The 16,110-nt window shown below is 69.4% G+C and carries 18 protein-coding genes; 8 read left to right on the forward strand and 10 right to left on the reverse strand.

The window, feature by feature from the left end:
- The first annotated feature begins 34 nt into the window (after positions 1-34).
- Together PARJ55_RS0103270 and PARJ55_RS0103275 are read left to right on the forward strand one after the other, a co-directional pair.
- Positions 35-1,057, forward strand: coding sequence for an aspartate-semialdehyde dehydrogenase (locus PARJ55_RS0103270; RefSeq protein ID WP_028711701.1), 1,023 nt, complete (start codon positions 35-37; stop codon positions 1,055-1,057).
- A 105-nt stretch (positions 1,058-1,162) separates the two neighbouring features.
- Complete coding sequence (locus tag PARJ55_RS0103275) at positions 1,163-2,815, forward strand: DUF4139 domain-containing protein (protein WP_028711702.1); 1,653 nt, start codon at positions 1,163-1,165, stop codon at positions 2,813-2,815.
- A gap of 97 nt (positions 2,816-2,912) precedes the next feature.
- On the opposite strand, the gene PARJ55_RS0103280 is transcribed toward PARJ55_RS0103275, so the two are convergent.
- The 3 genes from PARJ55_RS0103280 to PARJ55_RS0103290 all read right to left on the reverse strand — a co-directional run bounded on the left by PARJ55_RS0103280 (position 2,913) and on the right by PARJ55_RS0103290 (position 6,675).
- Positions 2,913-3,551: a 5'-methylthioadenosine/S-adenosylhomocysteine nucleosidase gene (locus PARJ55_RS0103280; protein ID WP_028711703.1), complete on the reverse strand. Its 639-nt coding sequence runs from the start codon at positions 3,549-3,551 to the stop codon at positions 2,913-2,915.
- Between the two features lie 103 nt (positions 3,552-3,654).
- The gene (locus PARJ55_RS0103285) at positions 3,655-5,253 is read right to left on the reverse strand and encodes a PAS-domain containing protein (RefSeq protein WP_028711704.1); all 1,599 of its coding nucleotides are present in this window, start codon (positions 5,251-5,253) and stop codon (positions 3,655-3,657) included.
- 78 nt (positions 5,254-5,331) lie between these two features.
- Positions 5,332-6,675: an ActS/PrrB/RegB family redox-sensitive histidine kinase gene (locus PARJ55_RS0103290; RefSeq protein ID WP_084637773.1), complete on the reverse strand. Its 1,344-nt coding sequence runs from the start codon at positions 6,673-6,675 to the stop codon at positions 5,332-5,334.
- Between the two features lie 91 nt (positions 6,676-6,766).
- Between PARJ55_RS0103290 and PARJ55_RS0103295 the strand changes: the two genes are divergently transcribed.
- The 3 genes from PARJ55_RS0103295 (at position 6,767) to PARJ55_RS0103305 (ending at position 8,401) form a co-directional block, all read left to right on the forward strand.
- A complete protein-coding gene (locus PARJ55_RS0103295) occupies positions 6,767-7,408 on the forward strand; it encodes an SCO family protein (RefSeq protein ID WP_036713763.1) in 642 nt (213 codons plus the stop codon).
- Between the two features lie 52 nt (positions 7,409-7,460).
- On the forward strand, positions 7,461-8,009 hold the full coding sequence (locus PARJ55_RS0103300; protein WP_028711707.1) for an ActR/PrrA/RegA family redox response regulator transcription factor: 549 nt from the start codon (positions 7,461-7,463) through the stop codon (positions 8,007-8,009).
- Positions 8,010-8,092: 83 nt separating this feature from the next.
- Positions 8,093-8,401, forward strand: a complete 309-nt coding sequence (locus tag PARJ55_RS0103305; RefSeq protein ID WP_028711708.1) for an H-NS family nucleoid-associated regulatory protein — start codon at positions 8,093-8,095, stop codon at positions 8,399-8,401.
- A 45-nt stretch (positions 8,402-8,446) separates the two neighbouring features.
- On the opposite strand, the gene PARJ55_RS0103310 is transcribed toward PARJ55_RS0103305, so the two are convergent.
- The 3 genes from PARJ55_RS0103310 to PARJ55_RS0103320 form a co-directional block, all read right to left on the reverse strand.
- The gene (locus tag PARJ55_RS0103310) at positions 8,447-9,055 is read right to left on the reverse strand and encodes an HD domain-containing protein (protein WP_028711709.1); all 609 of its coding nucleotides are present in this window, start codon (positions 9,053-9,055) and stop codon (positions 8,447-8,449) included.
- Positions 9,056-9,190: 135 nt separating this feature from the next.
- Positions 9,191-9,736 (reverse strand): protein-export chaperone SecB, encoded by a 546-nt coding sequence (gene secB / locus PARJ55_RS0103315; RefSeq protein ID WP_028711710.1) that lies wholly within the window; start codon positions 9,734-9,736, stop codon positions 9,191-9,193.
- 49 nt (positions 9,737-9,785) lie between these two features.
- The gene (locus PARJ55_RS0103320; protein WP_028711711.1) at positions 9,786-10,361 is read right to left on the reverse strand and encodes an FxsA family protein; all 576 of its coding nucleotides are present in this window, start codon (positions 10,359-10,361) and stop codon (positions 9,786-9,788) included.
- A gap of 110 nt (positions 10,362-10,471) precedes the next feature.
- Between PARJ55_RS0103320 and PARJ55_RS0103325 the strand changes: the two genes are divergently transcribed.
- Together PARJ55_RS0103325 and PARJ55_RS0103330 are read left to right on the forward strand one after the other, a co-directional pair.
- The gene (locus PARJ55_RS0103325) at positions 10,472-11,128 is read left to right on the forward strand and encodes a Tim44/TimA family putative adaptor protein (protein WP_028711712.1); all 657 of its coding nucleotides are present in this window, start codon (positions 10,472-10,474) and stop codon (positions 11,126-11,128) included.
- A 3-nt stretch (positions 11,129-11,131) separates the two neighbouring features.
- Positions 11,132-11,731, forward strand: a complete 600-nt coding sequence (locus tag PARJ55_RS0103330) for a Smr/MutS family protein (protein ID WP_028711713.1) — start codon at positions 11,132-11,134, stop codon at positions 11,729-11,731.
- Here PARJ55_RS0103330 and PARJ55_RS0103335 read toward each other — a convergent pair.
- From PARJ55_RS0103335 to hslV, 4 genes are all read right to left on the reverse strand, one after another.
- Complete coding sequence (locus PARJ55_RS0103335) at positions 11,728-12,801, reverse strand: alpha/beta hydrolase (protein ID WP_028711714.1); 1,074 nt, start codon at positions 12,799-12,801, stop codon at positions 11,728-11,730. The two genes, PARJ55_RS0103330 and PARJ55_RS0103335, sit on opposite strands and share 4 nt — an antisense overlap.
- 60 nt (positions 12,802-12,861) lie before the next feature.
- Positions 12,862-13,038 carry a PLD nuclease N-terminal domain-containing protein gene (locus PARJ55_RS23200; RefSeq protein WP_084637765.1) on the reverse strand — a complete coding sequence of 59 codons (177 nt, stop codon included), beginning with the start codon at positions 13,036-13,038 and terminating at the stop codon, positions 12,862-12,864.
- A gap of 57 nt (positions 13,039-13,095) precedes the next feature.
- Positions 13,096-14,400: an ATP-dependent protease ATPase subunit HslU gene (gene hslU, locus PARJ55_RS0103345; RefSeq protein ID WP_028711715.1), complete on the reverse strand. Its 1,305-nt coding sequence runs from the start codon at positions 14,398-14,400 to the stop codon at positions 13,096-13,098.
- A gap of 114 nt (positions 14,401-14,514) precedes the next feature.
- Positions 14,515-15,069: an ATP-dependent protease subunit HslV gene (gene hslV / locus PARJ55_RS0103350; protein WP_028711716.1), complete on the reverse strand. Its 555-nt coding sequence runs from the start codon at positions 15,067-15,069 to the stop codon at positions 14,515-14,517.
- 120 nt (positions 15,070-15,189) lie between these two features.
- Here hslV and PARJ55_RS0103355 point away from each other — a divergent pair, with 120 nt between their 5' ends.
- Entirely contained in the window at positions 15,190-16,110 is a 921-nt protein-coding gene (locus PARJ55_RS0103355; RefSeq protein ID WP_028711717.1) for a hypothetical protein, read from the forward strand.

Below are 16,110 nucleotides of genomic sequence, written 5' to 3' on the forward strand. Positions count from 1 at the left end.
TATATCGCGGCGTCCTTTGTTGAAGGAGACCCCAATGGGCTACAAGGTCGTTGTCGCCGGCGCCACGGGGAACGTGGGCCGTGAAATGCTGAACATCCTGGCCGAGCGCCAGTTTCCTGCTGATGAGGTTGTCGCTCTGGCTTCGCGCCGGAGCCTTGGCACTGAGGTCAGCTATGGCGACAAGACCCTGAAATGCAAGGACATCGAGGGGTTCGACTTCGCCGGCTACGACATCGCGCTGTTCGCCATCGGCTCGGACGCGACCAAGACCTATGCGCCGATCGCCGCCTCGCAGGGCTGCGTGGTGATCGACAACTCCTCGCTCTATCGCTACGACCCCGAAATCCCGCTGGTCGTCCCCGAGGTGAACCCGGACGCGGTCGAGGATTACCGCAACAAGATGATCATCGCCAATCCCAACTGTTCGACCGCGCAGATGGTGGTGGCGCTGAAGCCGCTGCATGACCGCGCCCGGATCAAGCGCGTCGTCGTCTCGACCTACCAGTCGGTCTCGGGCGCCGGGAAAGAGGGCATGGACGAGCTGTGGAACCAGACCAAGGGCGTCTATGTCCCGGGTCAGGAGGTCGAGCCGAAGAAGTTCCAGAAGCAGATCGCCTTCAACGTGATCCCGCAGATCGACGTGTTCATGGACAGCGGCGACACCAAGGAAGAATGGAAGATGGTGGTCGAGACCAAGAAGATCGTCGATCCGGCGATCAAGGTCACGGCGACCTGCGTGCGCGTGCCGGTCTTTGTCGGGCATTCGGAATCGGTGAATATCGAGTTCGAGGATTTCCTGGACGAGGACGAGGCCCGCGACATCCTGCGCGAGGCGCCGGGCGTGCTGGTCATCGACAAGCGCGAGCCCGGCGGCTACTCGACCCCGGTGGAATGCGTCGGCGACTTCGCCACCTTCGTCAGCCGCATCCGCCAGGACGTGACGGTGGAGAACGGCCTGAACATGTGGATCGTCAGCGACAACCTGCGCAAGGGCGCGGCGCTGAACGCGGTGCAGATCGCCGAGCTTCTGGGCAATCGCTGCCTGAAGAAGGGCTGATCCGATAGGGATATGCGAGGGCGTCCCGGCGGGTTTCGCCGGGACGCCCTCTTGCATTTCCCGCCTCCCTCGCGGACCTTGGCCGGGTCATGACGAGGGGGTCCGATGCGCCATCTGCTGATTTCCACCGCCATCCTGCTGGCCGGCCCCGCCCTGGCCGACCGTATCGAGACGACAGCGCGCGTGACAGGGGTCACCGTCTATCCCTGGGGCGCCGGCGTCACCCGCGAGGCCAGCCTGGACCTGCCCGCCGGCGCGCATGAGCTGGTGATCCCCGGCATTCCCGAAGGCATCGACCCCGCCAGCCTGCGCATCGCCGCCGAGGGCGCGGTGATCGGCGCGACCGGCTTCCAGCAGGAACGCGCCCTGCCCGAAACCCCGGAAAAATCCCCCGAGCTGCGCGCCGCCGAGGACGAGGTCCGCCGCCTCAAGGCCGCGCTGGCCGAACGCGACGCCGGCGTGGCGGGGATCAAGGCCCGGGCCGAGGCGGCCGAGGACACCATCGCCTTCCTGATGAAGCTGGCCGAATCCGACGCCGCCGGCACCGGCGACATCGCCGCGCTGACCCGCGTGGTGGGCGAGCAGCTGCTGCAGGCGCGCCAGACCGCCATCCGCGCCGGGCTCGAAGCCGAAGCCGCCGATGCGGGACGCGAGGAATTGGCCGAGGACCTGGCCCGCGCCGAGGCCCGGCTCGCGGCGCTGCGCGGCCCGGACGCGGATCGCGGCGCGCTGGTAATCGCCGTGCAGGGACAGGGCCAGCCGGCCCGGATCCGCATCACCAGCCTGACCGATCGCGCCAGCTGGCAACCGGTCTACGACCTGTCCTTGCAGCGCAAGGAAGGCAAGCTGCGGCTGGATCGCGGGTTGCTGGTCCGGCAGGATACCGGCGAGGACTGGCGGGGCGTGCATCTGGTCCTGTCCACCGCCCGGCCGATGGACCAGTCGGCCCCCAGCGAGCTGCAGCCGGATTTCCCCCGCATCGCCGATCCGGGGGCCAAGCTCTACAGCCGCTCGGCCGCGCCGATGGCCGAAGCCGCGATGGATTCGGCCGCCCTGGAATCGATGGAACGCGCCTATCCCGCGGCAGCCCCCGAGTCCGGGATCGCCGGCTCGGCGCTGGCCGGCCTGGTGGGCGAAACCGTGGTCTACGATTATCCGACGCCGGTGGACATGCGCGACGGGGCCGATGCGCTGCGCCTGCCGCTGGATTCGCATGAGCTGGCGCCCGAGATCGTCGCCGAGGCGGTGCCGCGCCGCGACGACAGCGCCTATCTGGTCGCCGACACGGTGAATTCCACCGGCGCGGTGATCCTGCCGGGCGAAGCGACCTTCCACGCCGACGGCGCCATGGTGGGCCGCGGCGCGCTGCAATTGACCGCTGCCGGGGACGAGATGAAGCTGGGCTTCGGGCCGCTGACCGGCATCAAGCTGGAGCGCCGCATCCCCGACGAGATCGAGGGCAACCGCGGATTGATCTCGAAATCCTCGGAACGCCGCGAAACCGCGATCCTGAAGGTGCGGAACCTGACCGGCGAGGAATGGCCGCTGCGGGTGATCGACCGCGTGCCGGTGTCGACCCAGGAAAACCTGCGCGTCGACTGGTCGGCCAGCCCCCAGCCCGATGAAACCGACCCGGACGGCAAGCGGGGGCTGCTGGTCTGGAACGGCAAGATCGCCGCGGGCGAGGAACGCGACATCACCCTGACCACCACGCTGCGCTGGCCCGAGGGGCAGGTGCTGATCCCCGGCGGGGAATAAGCCGCCGACGCGATCCGGGGCATCGCAGCCGCCTGGCCGCCGGCGGCCGGTGCCCGGCATCGGACGGCCCGCGTTCCGCCGCAGCCGGCCCCGCCGCCTAAAGCGCCAGCGCACCGCTTTCCAGCGCCTCGGCCAGCCGGTCCACCGCCGCAGCCAGACGTTCGTCGACCAGATGCAGGTATTGCGTCCAGTCGGACAGATGCGCCAGCTCCTCGGCCCCGTCGGAAATCCCGCGCAGCCCGATCAGCGGCAGGCGGAAACGCTGGCAGGCGCGCAGCACCGCATAGCTCTCCATGTCCACCATCTCGGCGGCGATCGCATCATAGCCGGGGCCGCTGACGATGCTCGCCCCGGTCGCCAGGCTGGCCGAGGCGATGCCCGGAATCTGCAAGGGCAGCGCGACGCGCACCGGCAGGCCCAGCATCGGCGTCTCGCCGCGGGCGAAGCCCAGGGGCGAGGCGTCCATGTCGCGATATTCCAGCGTCGAGACCTGATAGACGCCCAGCTGCTCCAGCCGCCGCGATCCAGCCGAGCCCAGCGACACCACCAGCTCGGGCAGTTCGTCCCGCGCGGCCAGCCGCGACAGCGCCGCGGTCAGCTCGACCGCCGCCTCGACCGGGCCGACGCCGGTCATCAGCGGCGAGATCCGCGCCCGCAGCTGCGGCCCGTATTCCGCATCCAGCGCCATGACGAACAGCACGCGCCGGCCGGCCAGAAGATCGGGACTCGCCGTCATGGCCGCCCCGCCGTGCCAACAGTCCGCCCGAATCTTGCCATGATCGCCTCCGCCAGGTTTCGCACAGGGAAGCGCAGCCGGCCGGGCAGGGCAAGCCCGGGCGTCATCCGGTCAGGGCACGCGACATCGCGGCAGATTCGGCCGGCTCGGAACCCTCCGCGACGCGCGGCATCTCGCTCCCGACCGGCAGGGTCGGGACCGGAGCGGCAAAGCTCAGCAGCAGCCGTCCGCCCGACAGTCCGCGCAGCCCCCAGGACAGCAGCCCGCCCGCCGGCCCCGCCATGGCGCCGCGCAGCGGCTCGTCCGGATGGGCGGCGTTCAGCGCCTCGCGCAGGATGGCAAGGCCGGGGCTGGAACCGCAGGTCTCCGTCCAGATCGCGACATGGTCGTCCAGGGTGGCCGGCGCCGCCCGCCCCCAAAGCTCGGCATAGCGACGGTTCGAGATCAGCAGCTCGCCATTGGCCGCGAAGACCGCCACCCCATCCTCAAGCGCATCCAGAACCTCGGCGCCCAGCGACAGATCGGCGCGGAACTTCCGGGTCAGCGAGATTTCCGAGGTGATGTCCTCGAACAGGAAGGCCACCGCGCCGTCGGGATGCGGCCGGCCGGTCACACGATAGGTCTGCCCGCCGGGCAGCGACCACATCTCGACATGGTGCCCCGAGGAGGCCGCCGCCTCGAGCGTGTTCATCTGGTTGCGCCAGCTGCGGTAATCCTTGGGTTCGGGCACCATCCGCGCCTCGCGCAGGCGATCCAGAAAGGCATAGAGGGTCGGCCGCGCGGTCAAGAACCCGGTGGCCAGCCCGGTCAGGTCGATCAGCGCCGGGTTGAACAGCTGCAAATTGCGGTCGCGGTCAAAGATCGCCAGCCCGATGGGCAGGTCGGCAAAGGTCTTGGTCAGGGTCTGGACGAATTCGCGCAACGAGCGTTCGGCCCGCACCGCCGCATCGGCAGGCAGGGCGATGGCCACGGTCTGGTCGGCGACCTCGTGCAGATGGCAATCATACCAGCGGCTTTGCCCGCCCTGGTCGATTTGCACCCGCCGCGCCGATCCCGCGGCGGCATTGGCCTGCGCCGGCCGCGCGGATAGGTCGATGAGCTGCGGCAGCGGCCAGAGCGTCTGCCCCTCTGCCTTGGCCTCGGCCAGGGACAGATAGGCCGAGTTCGCCCAGGTGACCTGGCCCTGCCGGTCCTGGCGCCAGGCCAGCATCGGCGAATGGTCCATGGTGCTGCGCAGGATCTCCAGCTCTTGCTCCATGGCGCCGAGCGACAGGGAATCGACCAGGATCCCGGCATTCTCGGCCGCCGGATCGGCCAGCGTCAGGCGCAGCAGCCCGTCGCCCAGATCCTCGGCCCGCAGCCGCAAGGGCTGGTCGCAGGCCCGCTCCTGCAGTTCGACGCGCGCGGCGCCGCCCAGATCGGGCAGCAGCGCGCCGAATTCGGGCAGGCGCATGCCCAGCCACGAACTGAGCCGCTGCCAGTCCCCTTCGCCCGGCAGGCTGGCAAGCAGCGCCCGCGCCGGAGCCGTGGCATCGACCAGCGCCTGATGGCGGAACAGGAACACGATCGGCTCGATCTCGCGGTCCAGCCCGCGCGCGGCTTGCGCGCCGGCGAAACGCCGGTCCGCCAGCCGGATCAGCCCCAGCGCCAGCAGAACCGCCAGCGCCGCCGCCGCGAAGGCGATGAGGAAATGCGCAACCATCGCGAACCATCCCTGAACAACCCAGACAAATACAACTATAGAGGGATATTTTAAGAAGTGGTTAACGCGACAGGAAAATCAGGCCAGAATCTGCGGATTGGGGCCGAGGGCGGCGCGATCGCCGGTTTCGATCATCTCGCGCGGCCAGGTGACCAGCACCTCGGCGCCGCCCTGCGCGCCATTGCCGAAGCGCAGCCGCGCGCCCGAACGCTCCAGCAGCGCCTTGGCGATGAAGAGGCCCAGCCCCATGCCTTCATAGCTGCGCCCGTCCTCGGCCCGGGGACGCGTGGTCAGGAAGGGGCTGCCGATGCGCGGCAGCAGCGCCGGCGGAAAGCCCGGCCCGTCATCGGCGATCCGCACCCACAGATCGCGGCGGTCGGCGCCGGTCTCGATGGTGACGCGCTCGGCAGCGAAATCGACGGCGTTCTGGATCAGGTTGCGCAGCCCGTGGATCACTGCGGCATCGCGCTGGACGATCAGCGGCTCGGCGGCGGGCAGCACGCTGATTTCGGCGCCGCGGCCGCGATGCGGGGCGGCGGCCTCGGCCAGCACCTCGGCCAGCGGGGCCGAGCGGATCAGCAGGTCGTCGCGCCCGGCCCCGCCCATGGATTTCAGGATGTCGCGGCAACGGTCGGCGGACTGGCGCAGCAGCGCGACATCCTCGGCCAGATCCTCACGCTCGGGCAGCGCCTCGGCAAGCTCGTCGGCCAGTTCGGCGCTGACCAGCTTGATCGTCGCCAGCGGCGTGCCCAGCTCATGCGCGGCGGCGGCGACCACGCCGCCCAGGTGCTGCAGTTTCTGTTCCCGCTCCAGCGCCATGCGCGCGGCGAACAGCGCGTCCGAGGTGGCGCTGACCTCGGCGGCGACCAGCCGGGCGAAGGCGGCGAAGAACACCGCGCCGATCACGATGGCGAACCAGTGCCCGACCAGCAGCGGCTCGCGCAGCGTCACCAGCCAGCCCGGACCGAAGGTCAGCGGCTGGGCGAAGATCGCGGCCAGCGTCACCATCAGGAAGGTCGCCACCCCCAGCGCCAGCAGGTGCCGGCCGGGCAGCGCGGTGGCGGCGATGGTCACCGGCGCCAGCAGCAGCAGCGCAAAGGGATTGGCCAGCCCGCCGGTCAGCGCCAGCAGCGTCGCCACCTGCGCCAGGTCGAAGCCAAGCTGCCAGGCGGCCTCGCGCGCCGAGATGCGGCGGTCCGGCCGGCCCATCAGCGCCAGGTTCAGCGCCGCCGCCAGGCCGATCACCGCCAGAACCGCCGCCAGGGAGAAGCCGGCGCCGATCAGCAGCGCCGCGCCCACCGCCGCAAGCTGCCCGGCGATCGCCACCCAGCGCAGCAGGATCAGGGTGCGCAGGCGGATCGGCTCGGGGCCGGGCTGGCCGGGCAACAGATCGATGCGGCGGGAAACGAGGCCGATGGGCACGCGAAGGGCCTCCTGACTGGGACGGGCTTTTGCATTGATACCCGTGGCCGGATGGGCGATCAATGCGACCAAGCGGACGGAGATGCGCCGGATGGCCAAAGACCGAACGATCCTGATCCTCGGCTGCCTGGCCGCGGTGCTGCTGCTGGCGACCGGCTGGCTGTGGCTGTCGCGTGGCGAGGCCGATGCCTTCGCCCCCTGCCGCAAGGGACTCGAGGCCGGCGGGCTGAACGGTCTGGGCGCGCCCTTCACGCTGACCGATCAGAACGGCGCGCGGGTGACGGACCGGCAGGTGCTGGCCGGGCCGGCGCTGCTTTATTTCGGCTATACCTATTGCCCGGATGTCTGCCCGATGGACAGCGCGCGCAATGCCGAGGCGGTCGCGATCCTGGATCAGCGCGGAATGCGGCTTACGCCGGTTTTCATTACCGTCGATCCCAAGCGCGATACGCCGGAGGTGCTGCGCGATTTTACCGGCGCCATGCATGAGCGCATGATCGGATTGACAGGCAGCCCGGCGGAAATCGATGCGGTCGCCAAGGCCTGGCGCAACTATTACCGGTTGAATGACCAGGAGGACCCGGAAAACTATCTGGTCGATCACATGACCAATAGCTATCTGGTCATGCCGGGGGCCGGCACCGTCGGTGTTTTCGACCGCGAGCTTTCGGCCCCGGAACTGGCCGAGCGCGCCGCCTGTTTCATTGACGCGGCGTCAATTGCCGGGATTTGACCGGCTGGACAAAACATCCTAATCAACCGTGAACTTTCAAGGGCAAGGAAATATGGCAGAGGATTACGAAATCGGACCCGACCCCAGCCTGTTGCTGGTCGATGACGACGAGATCTTTCTGAACCGTCTGGCCCGGGCCATGGAAAAACGCGGCTTCGCCGTCACCCGCGCCGCCTCGGTGGCCGAGGCCCGCGCGGCGGTGGCCGAGCGGGCTCCGGCCTATGCCGTGGTCGACCTGCGGCTCGAGGACGGAAACGGGCTCGACGTGGTCGACGCCCTGCGGGAGGCGCGCGAGGATGCCCGCATCGTCGTGCTGACCGGCTATGGCGCCATCGCCACCGCGGTGGCGGCGGTCAAGATGGGCGCGACGGATTATCTTTCGAAACCGGCGGATGCGGATGACGTGACCCGCGCGCTGCTGGCGCGGGGCGATACCCTGCCGCCGCCGCCCGAGGCGCCGATGTCCGCCGACCGGGTGCGCTGGGAACATATCCAGCGCGTCTATGAGCAATGCGACCGCAATGTCAGCGAGACGGCCCGGCGTCTGCATATGCATCGGCGGACCTTGCAGCGGATTTTGGCCAAACGCAGCCCGCGTTAATAATCTGGTTCTCAAAAAAGATTGCATTTCATTTTGGAATGCAAATATTGGGGCCACATACTGCCAAAACCAAGGATAAAGATATGAGCATCGACCTGGACTCCATGTCCTTACGCGAGCTTCGCGATCTGCGTAACAAGCTGGATCGCGCCATTTCCACCTTCGAGGACCGCCGCAAGCGCGAGGCCCTGGCCGCCGCGGAAAGCGCCGCGCGCGAATTCGGCTTCAATCTGGCCGATCTGACCGTCGCCAAACAGGCGCGCAGCAAGGTGGCGCCGAAATATGCCAATCCGGCCGATCCCTCGCTGACCTGGACCGGCCGCGGCCGCAAGCCGCGCTGGGTGCAGGAGGCGCTGGATTCCGGCAAGAAGCTGGAAGACCTGGAAATCTGACCTGATCCCCCGCATTCCCAGGATGCGGGGTTTTTCCTTGCGGGATTACGGCCTGCCGTCGATTTCCGCGATCAGCTGGGAAAAGCGCAATAAATAGGCGTTGCGCGTTTCCAGCGGCGGCCGCAGCCGTATTTCCAGCCCCTGCAGGATTTCGGGCTGGGGAACCGGAAACAGGCGATCCGCCTCGGCCCGCGAAAATCCCGCGATCTGAACGGCTTCCAGCCAGGCCGAGATCCGGTCGGCCCGCTTGATGGCGCGCTTGACCGCCGCGGGCAGCTGCGCCGGCAGGCCGAAGCGGCGGTGGATCGCCGCCGCCAGCCGCGCGTCCATTTCTCCATATTCGCTGCCCAGCGCCGCCTTCACCGGCGAGATCATGTCGCCGATGACATATTCGGGCGCGTCGTGCAGCAAGGCCGCCAGCCGCCAGCGCGGCTCGCAATCGGGGTTGGCGCGGGCATGGATCTCCTCGACCAGCAGGGAATGCTCGGCCACGCTATAGCCCCAGTCGCCATGGGTCTGGCCGTTCCAGCGCGCGACGAAGGCCAGGCCATGGGCGATGTCGCCGATCTCGATATCCACGGGCGTCGGGTCCAGAAGGTCCAGCCTGCGCCCCGACAGCATCCTTTGCCAGGCCCGTTTCGCGCCCTTCGCCATGCCGCTCTCCGTCTGTTGCGCGGCGAAACTAGCCGCATCGTCCGGGCCGCGCCAGCGCCGGATCGGACAGGCGAAAGGCCCGCGATCCGACGACCGCGGGCCCGAAACGGCACGAATCACGCAGAAGTGATCGCCTCAGGACAGCGGCTGGTCGGCGGGCCGCTGGGCCTGCATCCGGCGCGCGATCTCCTGCCGATACAGCGCGACGAAATCCACCGGGTCCATGTTGAAGGGCGGGAAGCCGCCATCGCGGGTCATGTCCGAGACGATGCGCCGCACATAGGGGAACATCATGCGCGGGCATTCGATCATCAGGAAGGGGTGCAACTGGTCCTCGGGCACGCCCTCGACATGGAAGATGCCGCCGTAATCCAGCTCGCACAGGAAGATCGGCGACTTGTCCTTGGAGTTGGTCGATTGCACGCGGAACTTGCTGATCACCTCATACTGGTGCTCGGCCGGGCGCTTGCGGGCATCCAGGCTGACCTGCACGCTGATCTCGGGCTGCACCTCGCCCGAGGGCAGGCCCTTCTGCGCCACCGCGTTCTCGAAGGACAGGTCGCGGATATATTGCGTCAGGATCTGCATCCGCACCGCCTGCTGGGCGGGATTCTGCCCCGGATTCTGGGCCTCGTTCGCGGCCTCGGGCGCGGCGCCGCCGCTGTTGTTCTCGTCGCTCATGGAATTCTCCTCGGATCTGACGGGGTTCTAGCACCCCGCAGGGCCGCGCTCAATGCCGGGTCCAGCCGGAGCCGCCCCGGCGCGGCGGCTGGTCCCCGGGCGCATCGCCCTGATCGGTCAGCCCCTCGCGCACCGGCGCGGGCGGATCGTCCTGCACCGAATATTCGCCGTCGATCACCCCCTCGTCGCGCCAGCCGGGGCGGCGGAAGCCCGCCGGATCGGCGCCGAAATCCGCCTCGGCCCCATACCCCTGGCGATAGCTGAAGCGCGTGCCCGTGACCCGCACCCCCCGCGCCATCCGCCGCAGGATCAGGCTGCGCACTGCCGGGATCAGCAGCAAAAGCCCCAGCCCGCTGGTAAAAAGTCCGGGCACCACCATCAGAAGGCCGGCGATCATGACCAGCGCGCCATGCGCCATGGGCCGGCCGGGGTCGCGGAAATCCTCCATGGCGCGCTGCACGTCCAGCGCGGCGCGCGCGCCCTGGTGGCGCATCACCGCCACCCCGGCCACCGCCGAGGCCAGCACCAGCGCGATCACCGGCAGCGCGCCGATCGCGCCTCCGACCTGGATGAACAGCGCGATCTCGACGATCGGCAGGATCACGAACGGCAGAAGCAGCCACATAAAGCCTTCCCCTTTGGCATGTTCTCTTTCCGGCACAAACTGGACTTGGGCCGGTCCCCACCCTACATAAGCATCGGAAACCATCCTTACAAAGCTCGTTAGGTCCGTTGATGTCGAACCCCCTGCTGCAACTCCTCGTCCTGGGCGCGATCGCCGTGTTCCTGATCCTGCGCTTGCGCGGGGTGCTCGGCACCCGCGACGGGTTCGAGGCGCCGCGCATCCCCGAGGAACCGGCGCAGCGCCGCCGCTTCGACGTGATCGACGGCACCGCCGAGGCCGGCGACAGCGACATCGCCGACCATGCCGAGCCGGGCAGCCCCACCGCCAAGGCCCTGGCCGAGATGAAGCGGGTCGAGCCCGATTTCGCCGTGGGCCCTTTCCTGTCCGGCGCGAAATCCGCCTATGAGATGATCCTGATGGCCTTCGAGCGCGGCGACCTCTCGGAGGTGCGCGGCTTCCTGGCCCCGCCGGTGGCCGAGGCCTTCGAATCGGTGATCGAGGACCGCAAGGCCCGCGGCCTGGTCACCGAGGCGCAGTTCCTCGGCACCCGCGAAACCGCGCTGGCCGGGGCCGAATTCACCCCGGCGACCGGCATGGCCGAGCTTTCGGTCCGCTTCGTCGGCGAGATGATCATCGCCACCCGCGACGCCCAGGGCAACGTGGTCGAGGGCGACCCCAAGGCCGCGCGCAAGCAGCGCGACACCTGGACCTTCGCCCGCCGCATGGGTCAGGACGACCCGAACTGGCAGCTCGTCGCCACGGCCTGAGCCATGGCGCGCCGGCGGGGACTCTCGGCCGAGGACAAGGCCCTGTGGTCCCGCATCGCCGCGACCGCGGTGCCCATGCACCCGACCCGCAAACAGGCCGAACCGATCCCCGAACCCAAGCCGCTGAAAAAGCCCGCCCCCGCGCCGCAGGCCGCTGCGCCGCAGCTGGCCGGCCTGCGCATCGGGGCGAAGGCCGGCGGGTCCGGCTCGACCCGCCTCGACCTGTCGCCGCCCCCGCGCGAGGCGCTGCATGCCCAGCCCTTGCGCATGGACCACAAGACCCACCGTCAGATGACCCGCGGCAAGCTGGCCCCCGAGGCGCGGATCGACCTGCACGGCATGACGCTGGCCGTGGCCCAGCCGGTGCTGACCCGCTTCATCCTGCAGGCCCGCGCCGATGGACGGCGGCTGGTCCTGGTCATCACCGGCAAGGGGCGCGAGGGCGGGCCCGATGCGCCGCTGCCGGTCCGGCCCGGGGCGCTGCGCCACAACGTGCCGCATTGGCTGCACATGCCGCCGCTGAACGCCGCGGTGCTGCAGGTCCGCCCGGCGCATCGCCGCCACGGCGGCGAGGGCGCCTATTACGTCTACCTGCGCCGCTAGAAGGCCGGCGAGATCACGATCTGCGCCGCGCGCTCGGCATGCAGGGCCGCACGGGTCAGCGGCCCGACCCCGCCGCCCACATCCGACGAGAACACGCTGTTCAGCTCCCGCGCCTGCGACAGGATGCGCAGAAGCGCAGGCGAGGTCGCGACGTTGAAATGCCCGGTGCCGCTGCTGAAGGCGCCGACATCCACCAGCGTCACCGGCAGGTCCGCTACCGGCCCGGCATCGGTCAGGCTGCCCAGCCGCACCGGTTCGGCCGAGATCAGCGCCGACAGGTTCAGCGCCCGGTCCCGCCCCGAGGTGAAGATGAAGAAGGGCTGCGGCAACCTGCCGATGGCCCGCGCCTGACTGCGAAACACGCCGACATCGATATCGGGCGACAGCAGCACCACGGCGCCGATCCGGTCCAGCGTGCGGCGGTCGCCGGCGATGGCCATCTGGCGCAGGCTCTCCATCAGCAGCAGGGCGCCCATGGAATGCGCGACCAGGATCGCCTTGCCGCCGCCCGCCTCGGTGGCGATCTCGATGCTGCGCTCGAGCCCGTCGCGGGAATAGAGCACGCTGTCGCGATCCGCCGCATAGGCCAAGGGCTGCCCGCGCGAGGGCCACGAGAAATGCAGCGGCACGCCGGGCAGGCGCAGGTCGTGCTCGATCTGGGCAAAGCGATACAGGCCCTCGGCGAAGGTGTTGTTATAGCCATGCACGAACAGCACCACGTCGCGGTCGCCCGGCGGGCGCTCGGCGATGGCGCGGCGTAACTCGGCGCGGAAATCCCCGGGCCGGGCGAAGCGGGCATATTCCGAGACCAGGAAATCCCGCCGCGGATCGGGTGCCGCGCCCTTGCGCGGATAGGCGATCGAGCCCGGCCGCCGCTCGGGCGGCACCGAGACGTCGACACGGCCGAAGCTCACCCCCTCCTGCCGGCTGCCGTCGGGGGTGCGGTTGGTGGCGATATAGATGCGCTCGACCTGGCCCACCCGGCCCGCCTCCGGGACCAGGGTGATCTCGCCGCGCGGCGCACAGGCCGCCAGCAGCAGCAACAGCGAAACAAGAATCCGCGCCGGCATGTCCCCCGCCTTTTCGACTTGCGGCGAACCATGCCATCACCGCGGGCGCGGGAAAAGCCCTCAGCCGTAATTCGCCTTGGGCCCGGCAAACCACCAGATGATCAGCCCGACCACCGGCAGGATCGCCACCAGCGCGATCCAGACCAGCTTGGTGGTCATGCTCTCATTGGTGTTGATGATCGAGGCGATGGCCCAGACATCCAGCACGAAGATGATGATTCCGAAGATATATCCCATGCGCGTCCCCGTCCTTTGACTTCCGGCACAACGGACGGGACCGCGCCGCGGTTCCCTTCAGAGCACATAGCGCGAAAGATCGGTCGAGCGCGAAAGATCGCCCAGATGCTTCTCGACGAAGGCCCCGTCGACCACCACCGTCTCGCCGGAACGGTCCGGGGCGCTGAAGGACAGCTCCTCGAACACCCGTTCCATCACGGTGTAAAGCCGCCGCGCGCCGATATTCTCGACCGAGCCGTTCACCTCGGCCGCGATCCGCGCCAGCGCCCGGATGCCGTCCTCGGTGAACTCGACCGCCACCCCCTCGGTCGCCATCAGCGCGGTATATTGCCGGGTCAGGGCGTTGTCGGTCTCGGTCAGGATGCGGACGAAATCCTCCTCGGTCAGGGCGCGCAGCTCGACGCGGATCGGCAGCCGGCCCTGCAGCTCGGGCAGCAGGTCCGAGGGCTTGGCGATATGGAACGCGCCCGAGGCGATGAACAGGATGTGATCGGTCTTCACCGGGCCGTATTTGGTGCCGACGGTGGTGCCCTCGATCAGCGGCAGCAGGTCGCGCTGCACGCCCTCGCGCGAGACGTCGCCGCCGCGCGCCTCCTGCCGGGCCGCCACCTTGTCGATCTCGTCGATGAAGACGATGCCGTTCTCCTGCACCGCCTCCAGCGCGGCGGCGCGCACCGCCTCGTCGTCCAGAAACTTGTCGGCCTCCTCGGCGATCAGCAGGTCGTAGCTTTCCGCCACGGTGACCTTGCGCCGCACCCGCCGCCCGCCAAAGGCCTTCATCAGCCCCGACAGGTCCATCATGCCGCCGATGGCGCCGGGCTGGCCGGGGATCTCCATCATGCCGAGCGGATTGGAATTGTCCTGCACCTCCAGCTCGATCACCGTGTCGTCCAGCTCGCCGCGCTTGAGCTTGTCGCGGAATATCTCGCGGGTCTGCTCGCGCGCCCCCTCGCCGGCCAGGGCGGCGACGACCCGCTCCTCGGCGGATTTATGGGCGCGGGCCTTGACCTCCTCGCGCATGCGCTCGCGGGTCTCGATGACGGCGGCATCGGCCAGGTCGCGGATGATCTGCTCGACATCGCGGCCGACATAGCCAACCTCGGTGAACTTGGTGGCCTCGACCTTCAGGAAGGGCGCGCGGGCGAGCTTCGCCAGCCGGCGGCTGATCTCGGTCTTGCCGACGCCGGTGGGGCCGATCATCAGGATGTTCTTGGGATAGACCTCGTCGCGCAGGTCGTCGCCCAGTTGCCGGCGCCGCCAGCGGTTGCGCAGCGCCACGGCCACGGCGCGCTTGGCATCCCTCTGCCCGATGATGAAGCGATCCAGTTCGGACACGATCTCGCGCGGGGTCAGGTCACTCATGGTCAGCCTTTCCTGTCAGGGGCACCGGCTTGCGCCTTCTTTCTTGCCCAAATATCCCGGGGGACGGCCGGCATGCCCCGCCAGGGGCAGGCCGGGCGGGGGGCAGAGCCCCCGTCATCCCATGACTTCAACGGTCAGATTGCCATTGGTGTAGACGCAGATATCCGCCGCGATCGCCATGGCCTTGCGCGCCACCGCCTCGGCATCCAGCTCGCTCTCCATCAGCCCGCGCGCGGCGGCCAGGGCGAAATTGCCGCCCGAGCCGATGGCGGCCACGTCATGCTCGGGCTCCAGCACGTCGCCGGCACCGGTCACGACGAAGATGTCGCGCCCGTCGGTCACGATCAGCATCGCCTCGAGATTGCGCAGATACTTGTCCATGCGCCAGTCCTTGGCCAGCTCGACGCAGGCCCGGGCCAGCTGGCCGGGCGCCGCCTCCAGCTTCTTCTCCAGCCGCTCGAGCAGGGTGAAGGCATCGGCGGTCGAACCGGCGAATCCCACCACGACGTCATGGCCGCCGGGGCTCAGCCGGCGCACCTTGCGCGCCGTGCCCTTCATCACCGTCTGGCCGACGCTGACCTGGCCGTCCCCGGCGACGACGACGCGACCAGCCCGGCGCACCGCCAGGATGGTGGTCCCGTGCCAGCCGGGAAATCTCTCTTCGGACATGCCTCTCTCCGATATCAGCCTGCCGCGTCAGATATGGGCCGGGCGGCGCTTTCGCAACCCACCATCCCTTTCGGCCGCCACCCCTTCCGCCGGCCCGCGCCGGCCGCTAGCCTGCCGGCCATGACCCATGCCCCCGTCCTGCGCGTCTATCTGGAAGGCTCGATGCTGGAGACCGCCCGCGCGGGCAGCTTCAACTTCATGGCCGTGCTGCGCCGGACGGTCGAGGCGGCGGGCTGGCGCGTCGAATGGCACGAGACCGGCCCCATGGCCCGCGCCGCGGCGCCGACGCTGGAAGGCTATGCGCTGTTCCACATGGAGGCGCCGACGCATGACCGCGCGCTGACCTTCCGCCGCGCCTATCACTATCCGTTCTGGCAGATCGAGCCGGTCCAGCAACGCTGGCGCTTCGCCGTGGCGCGGGCCCGCCACGACCCCGAGGCCGTCTATCCCGGCGCGGCCCGCGCCTTCGCCGACCGGCTGCGCGCCCGCGTGCTGCCCGGCCCCGCGCCCCGGCGCGGCGACACGGTGCTGGTGCCGCTGCAGGGCCATATCCGCCGCTGCCGCTCGTTCCAGACCATGAGCCCGGCCGATATGCTGGAGGCGGTCGCCGCCGCCGGCCGGCCCACCGTCGCAACGCTGCACCCGCGCGAGGCATATGACGCCGCCGACCATGCGGCGCTGGACCGGCTGGCGGCGCGCCACCCGAACCTGCGGATCGGCGGCGACACGATGCGGCTTCTGCGCGATTGCGCCTTCGTCGCCACGCAGAACAGCGCCGTGGCCTTCGACGGCTACCTGCTCGGCAAGCCGGCGGTGCTGTTTGGGCAGATCGATTTCCACCACATCGCGCTGAACGTCTCCGAACTGGGCGCGGAGGAGGCGCTGGCGCGGGCCGCGAGCCACGCGCCGGATTTCGACCGCTACCTGTTCTGGTTTCTGCAGCAGAACGCCATCAACGCCACGCGGCCCGATGCGGGCGCGCGGATCCTGGCGGCGATGCGCCGGGGCGGCTGGCCGATCGGCGCCGCCCCCGGCGCCTAG

Source organism: Paracoccus sp. J55 (assembly GCF_000513975.1).
GTDB lineage: Bacteria > Pseudomonadota > Alphaproteobacteria > Rhodobacterales > Rhodobacteraceae > Paracoccus.

Bases quoted from the DNA above. Each gene is read 5' to 3' on its own strand.
- PARJ55_RS0103270 (WP_028711701.1), top strand. From the start codon at position 35: ATGGGCTACAAGGTCGTTGTCGCCGGCGCCACGGGGAACGTGGGCCGT.
- PARJ55_RS0103275 (WP_028711702.1), top strand. From the start codon at position 1,163: ATGCGCCATCTGCTGATTTCCACCGCCATCCTGCTGGCCGGCCCCGCC.
- PARJ55_RS0103280 (WP_028711703.1), bottom strand. From the start codon at position 3,551: ATGACGGCGAGTCCCGATCTTCTGGCCGGCCGGCGCGTGCTGTTCGTC.
- PARJ55_RS0103285 (WP_028711704.1), bottom strand. From the start codon at position 5,253: ATGGTTGCGCATTTCCTCATCGCCTTCGCGGCGGCGGCGCTGGCGGTT.
- PARJ55_RS0103295 (WP_036713763.1), top strand. From the start codon at position 6,767: ATGGCCAAAGACCGAACGATCCTGATCCTCGGCTGCCTGGCCGCGGTG.
- PARJ55_RS0103300 (WP_028711707.1), top strand. From the start codon at position 7,461: ATGGCAGAGGATTACGAAATCGGACCCGACCCCAGCCTGTTGCTGGTC.
- PARJ55_RS0103305 (WP_028711708.1), top strand. From the start codon at position 8,093: ATGAGCATCGACCTGGACTCCATGTCCTTACGCGAGCTTCGCGATCTG.
- PARJ55_RS0103310 (WP_028711709.1), bottom strand. From the start codon at position 9,055: ATGGCGAAGGGCGCGAAACGGGCCTGGCAAAGGATGCTGTCGGGGCGC.
- secB (WP_028711710.1), bottom strand. From the start codon at position 9,736: ATGAGCGACGAGAACAACAGCGGCGGCGCCGCGCCCGAGGCCGCGAAC.
- PARJ55_RS0103320 (WP_028711711.1), bottom strand. From the start codon at position 10,361: ATGTGGCTGCTTCTGCCGTTCGTGATCCTGCCGATCGTCGAGATCGCG.
- PARJ55_RS0103325 (WP_028711712.1), top strand. From the start codon at position 10,472: ATGTCGAACCCCCTGCTGCAACTCCTCGTCCTGGGCGCGATCGCCGTG.
- PARJ55_RS0103330 (WP_028711713.1), top strand. From the start codon at position 11,132: ATGGCGCGCCGGCGGGGACTCTCGGCCGAGGACAAGGCCCTGTGGTCC.
- PARJ55_RS0103335 (WP_028711714.1), bottom strand. From the start codon at position 12,801: ATGCCGGCGCGGATTCTTGTTTCGCTGTTGCTGCTGCTGGCGGCCTGT.
- PARJ55_RS23200 (WP_084637765.1), bottom strand. From the start codon at position 13,038: ATGGGATATATCTTCGGAATCATCATCTTCGTGCTGGATGTCTGGGCC.
- hslU (WP_028711715.1), bottom strand. From the start codon at position 14,400: ATGAGTGACCTGACCCCGCGCGAGATCGTGTCCGAACTGGATCGCTTC.
- hslV (WP_028711716.1), bottom strand. From the start codon at position 15,069: ATGTCCGAAGAGAGATTTCCCGGCTGGCACGGGACCACCATCCTGGCG.
- PARJ55_RS0103355 (WP_028711717.1), top strand. From the start codon at position 15,190: ATGACCCATGCCCCCGTCCTGCGCGTCTATCTGGAAGGCTCGATGCTG.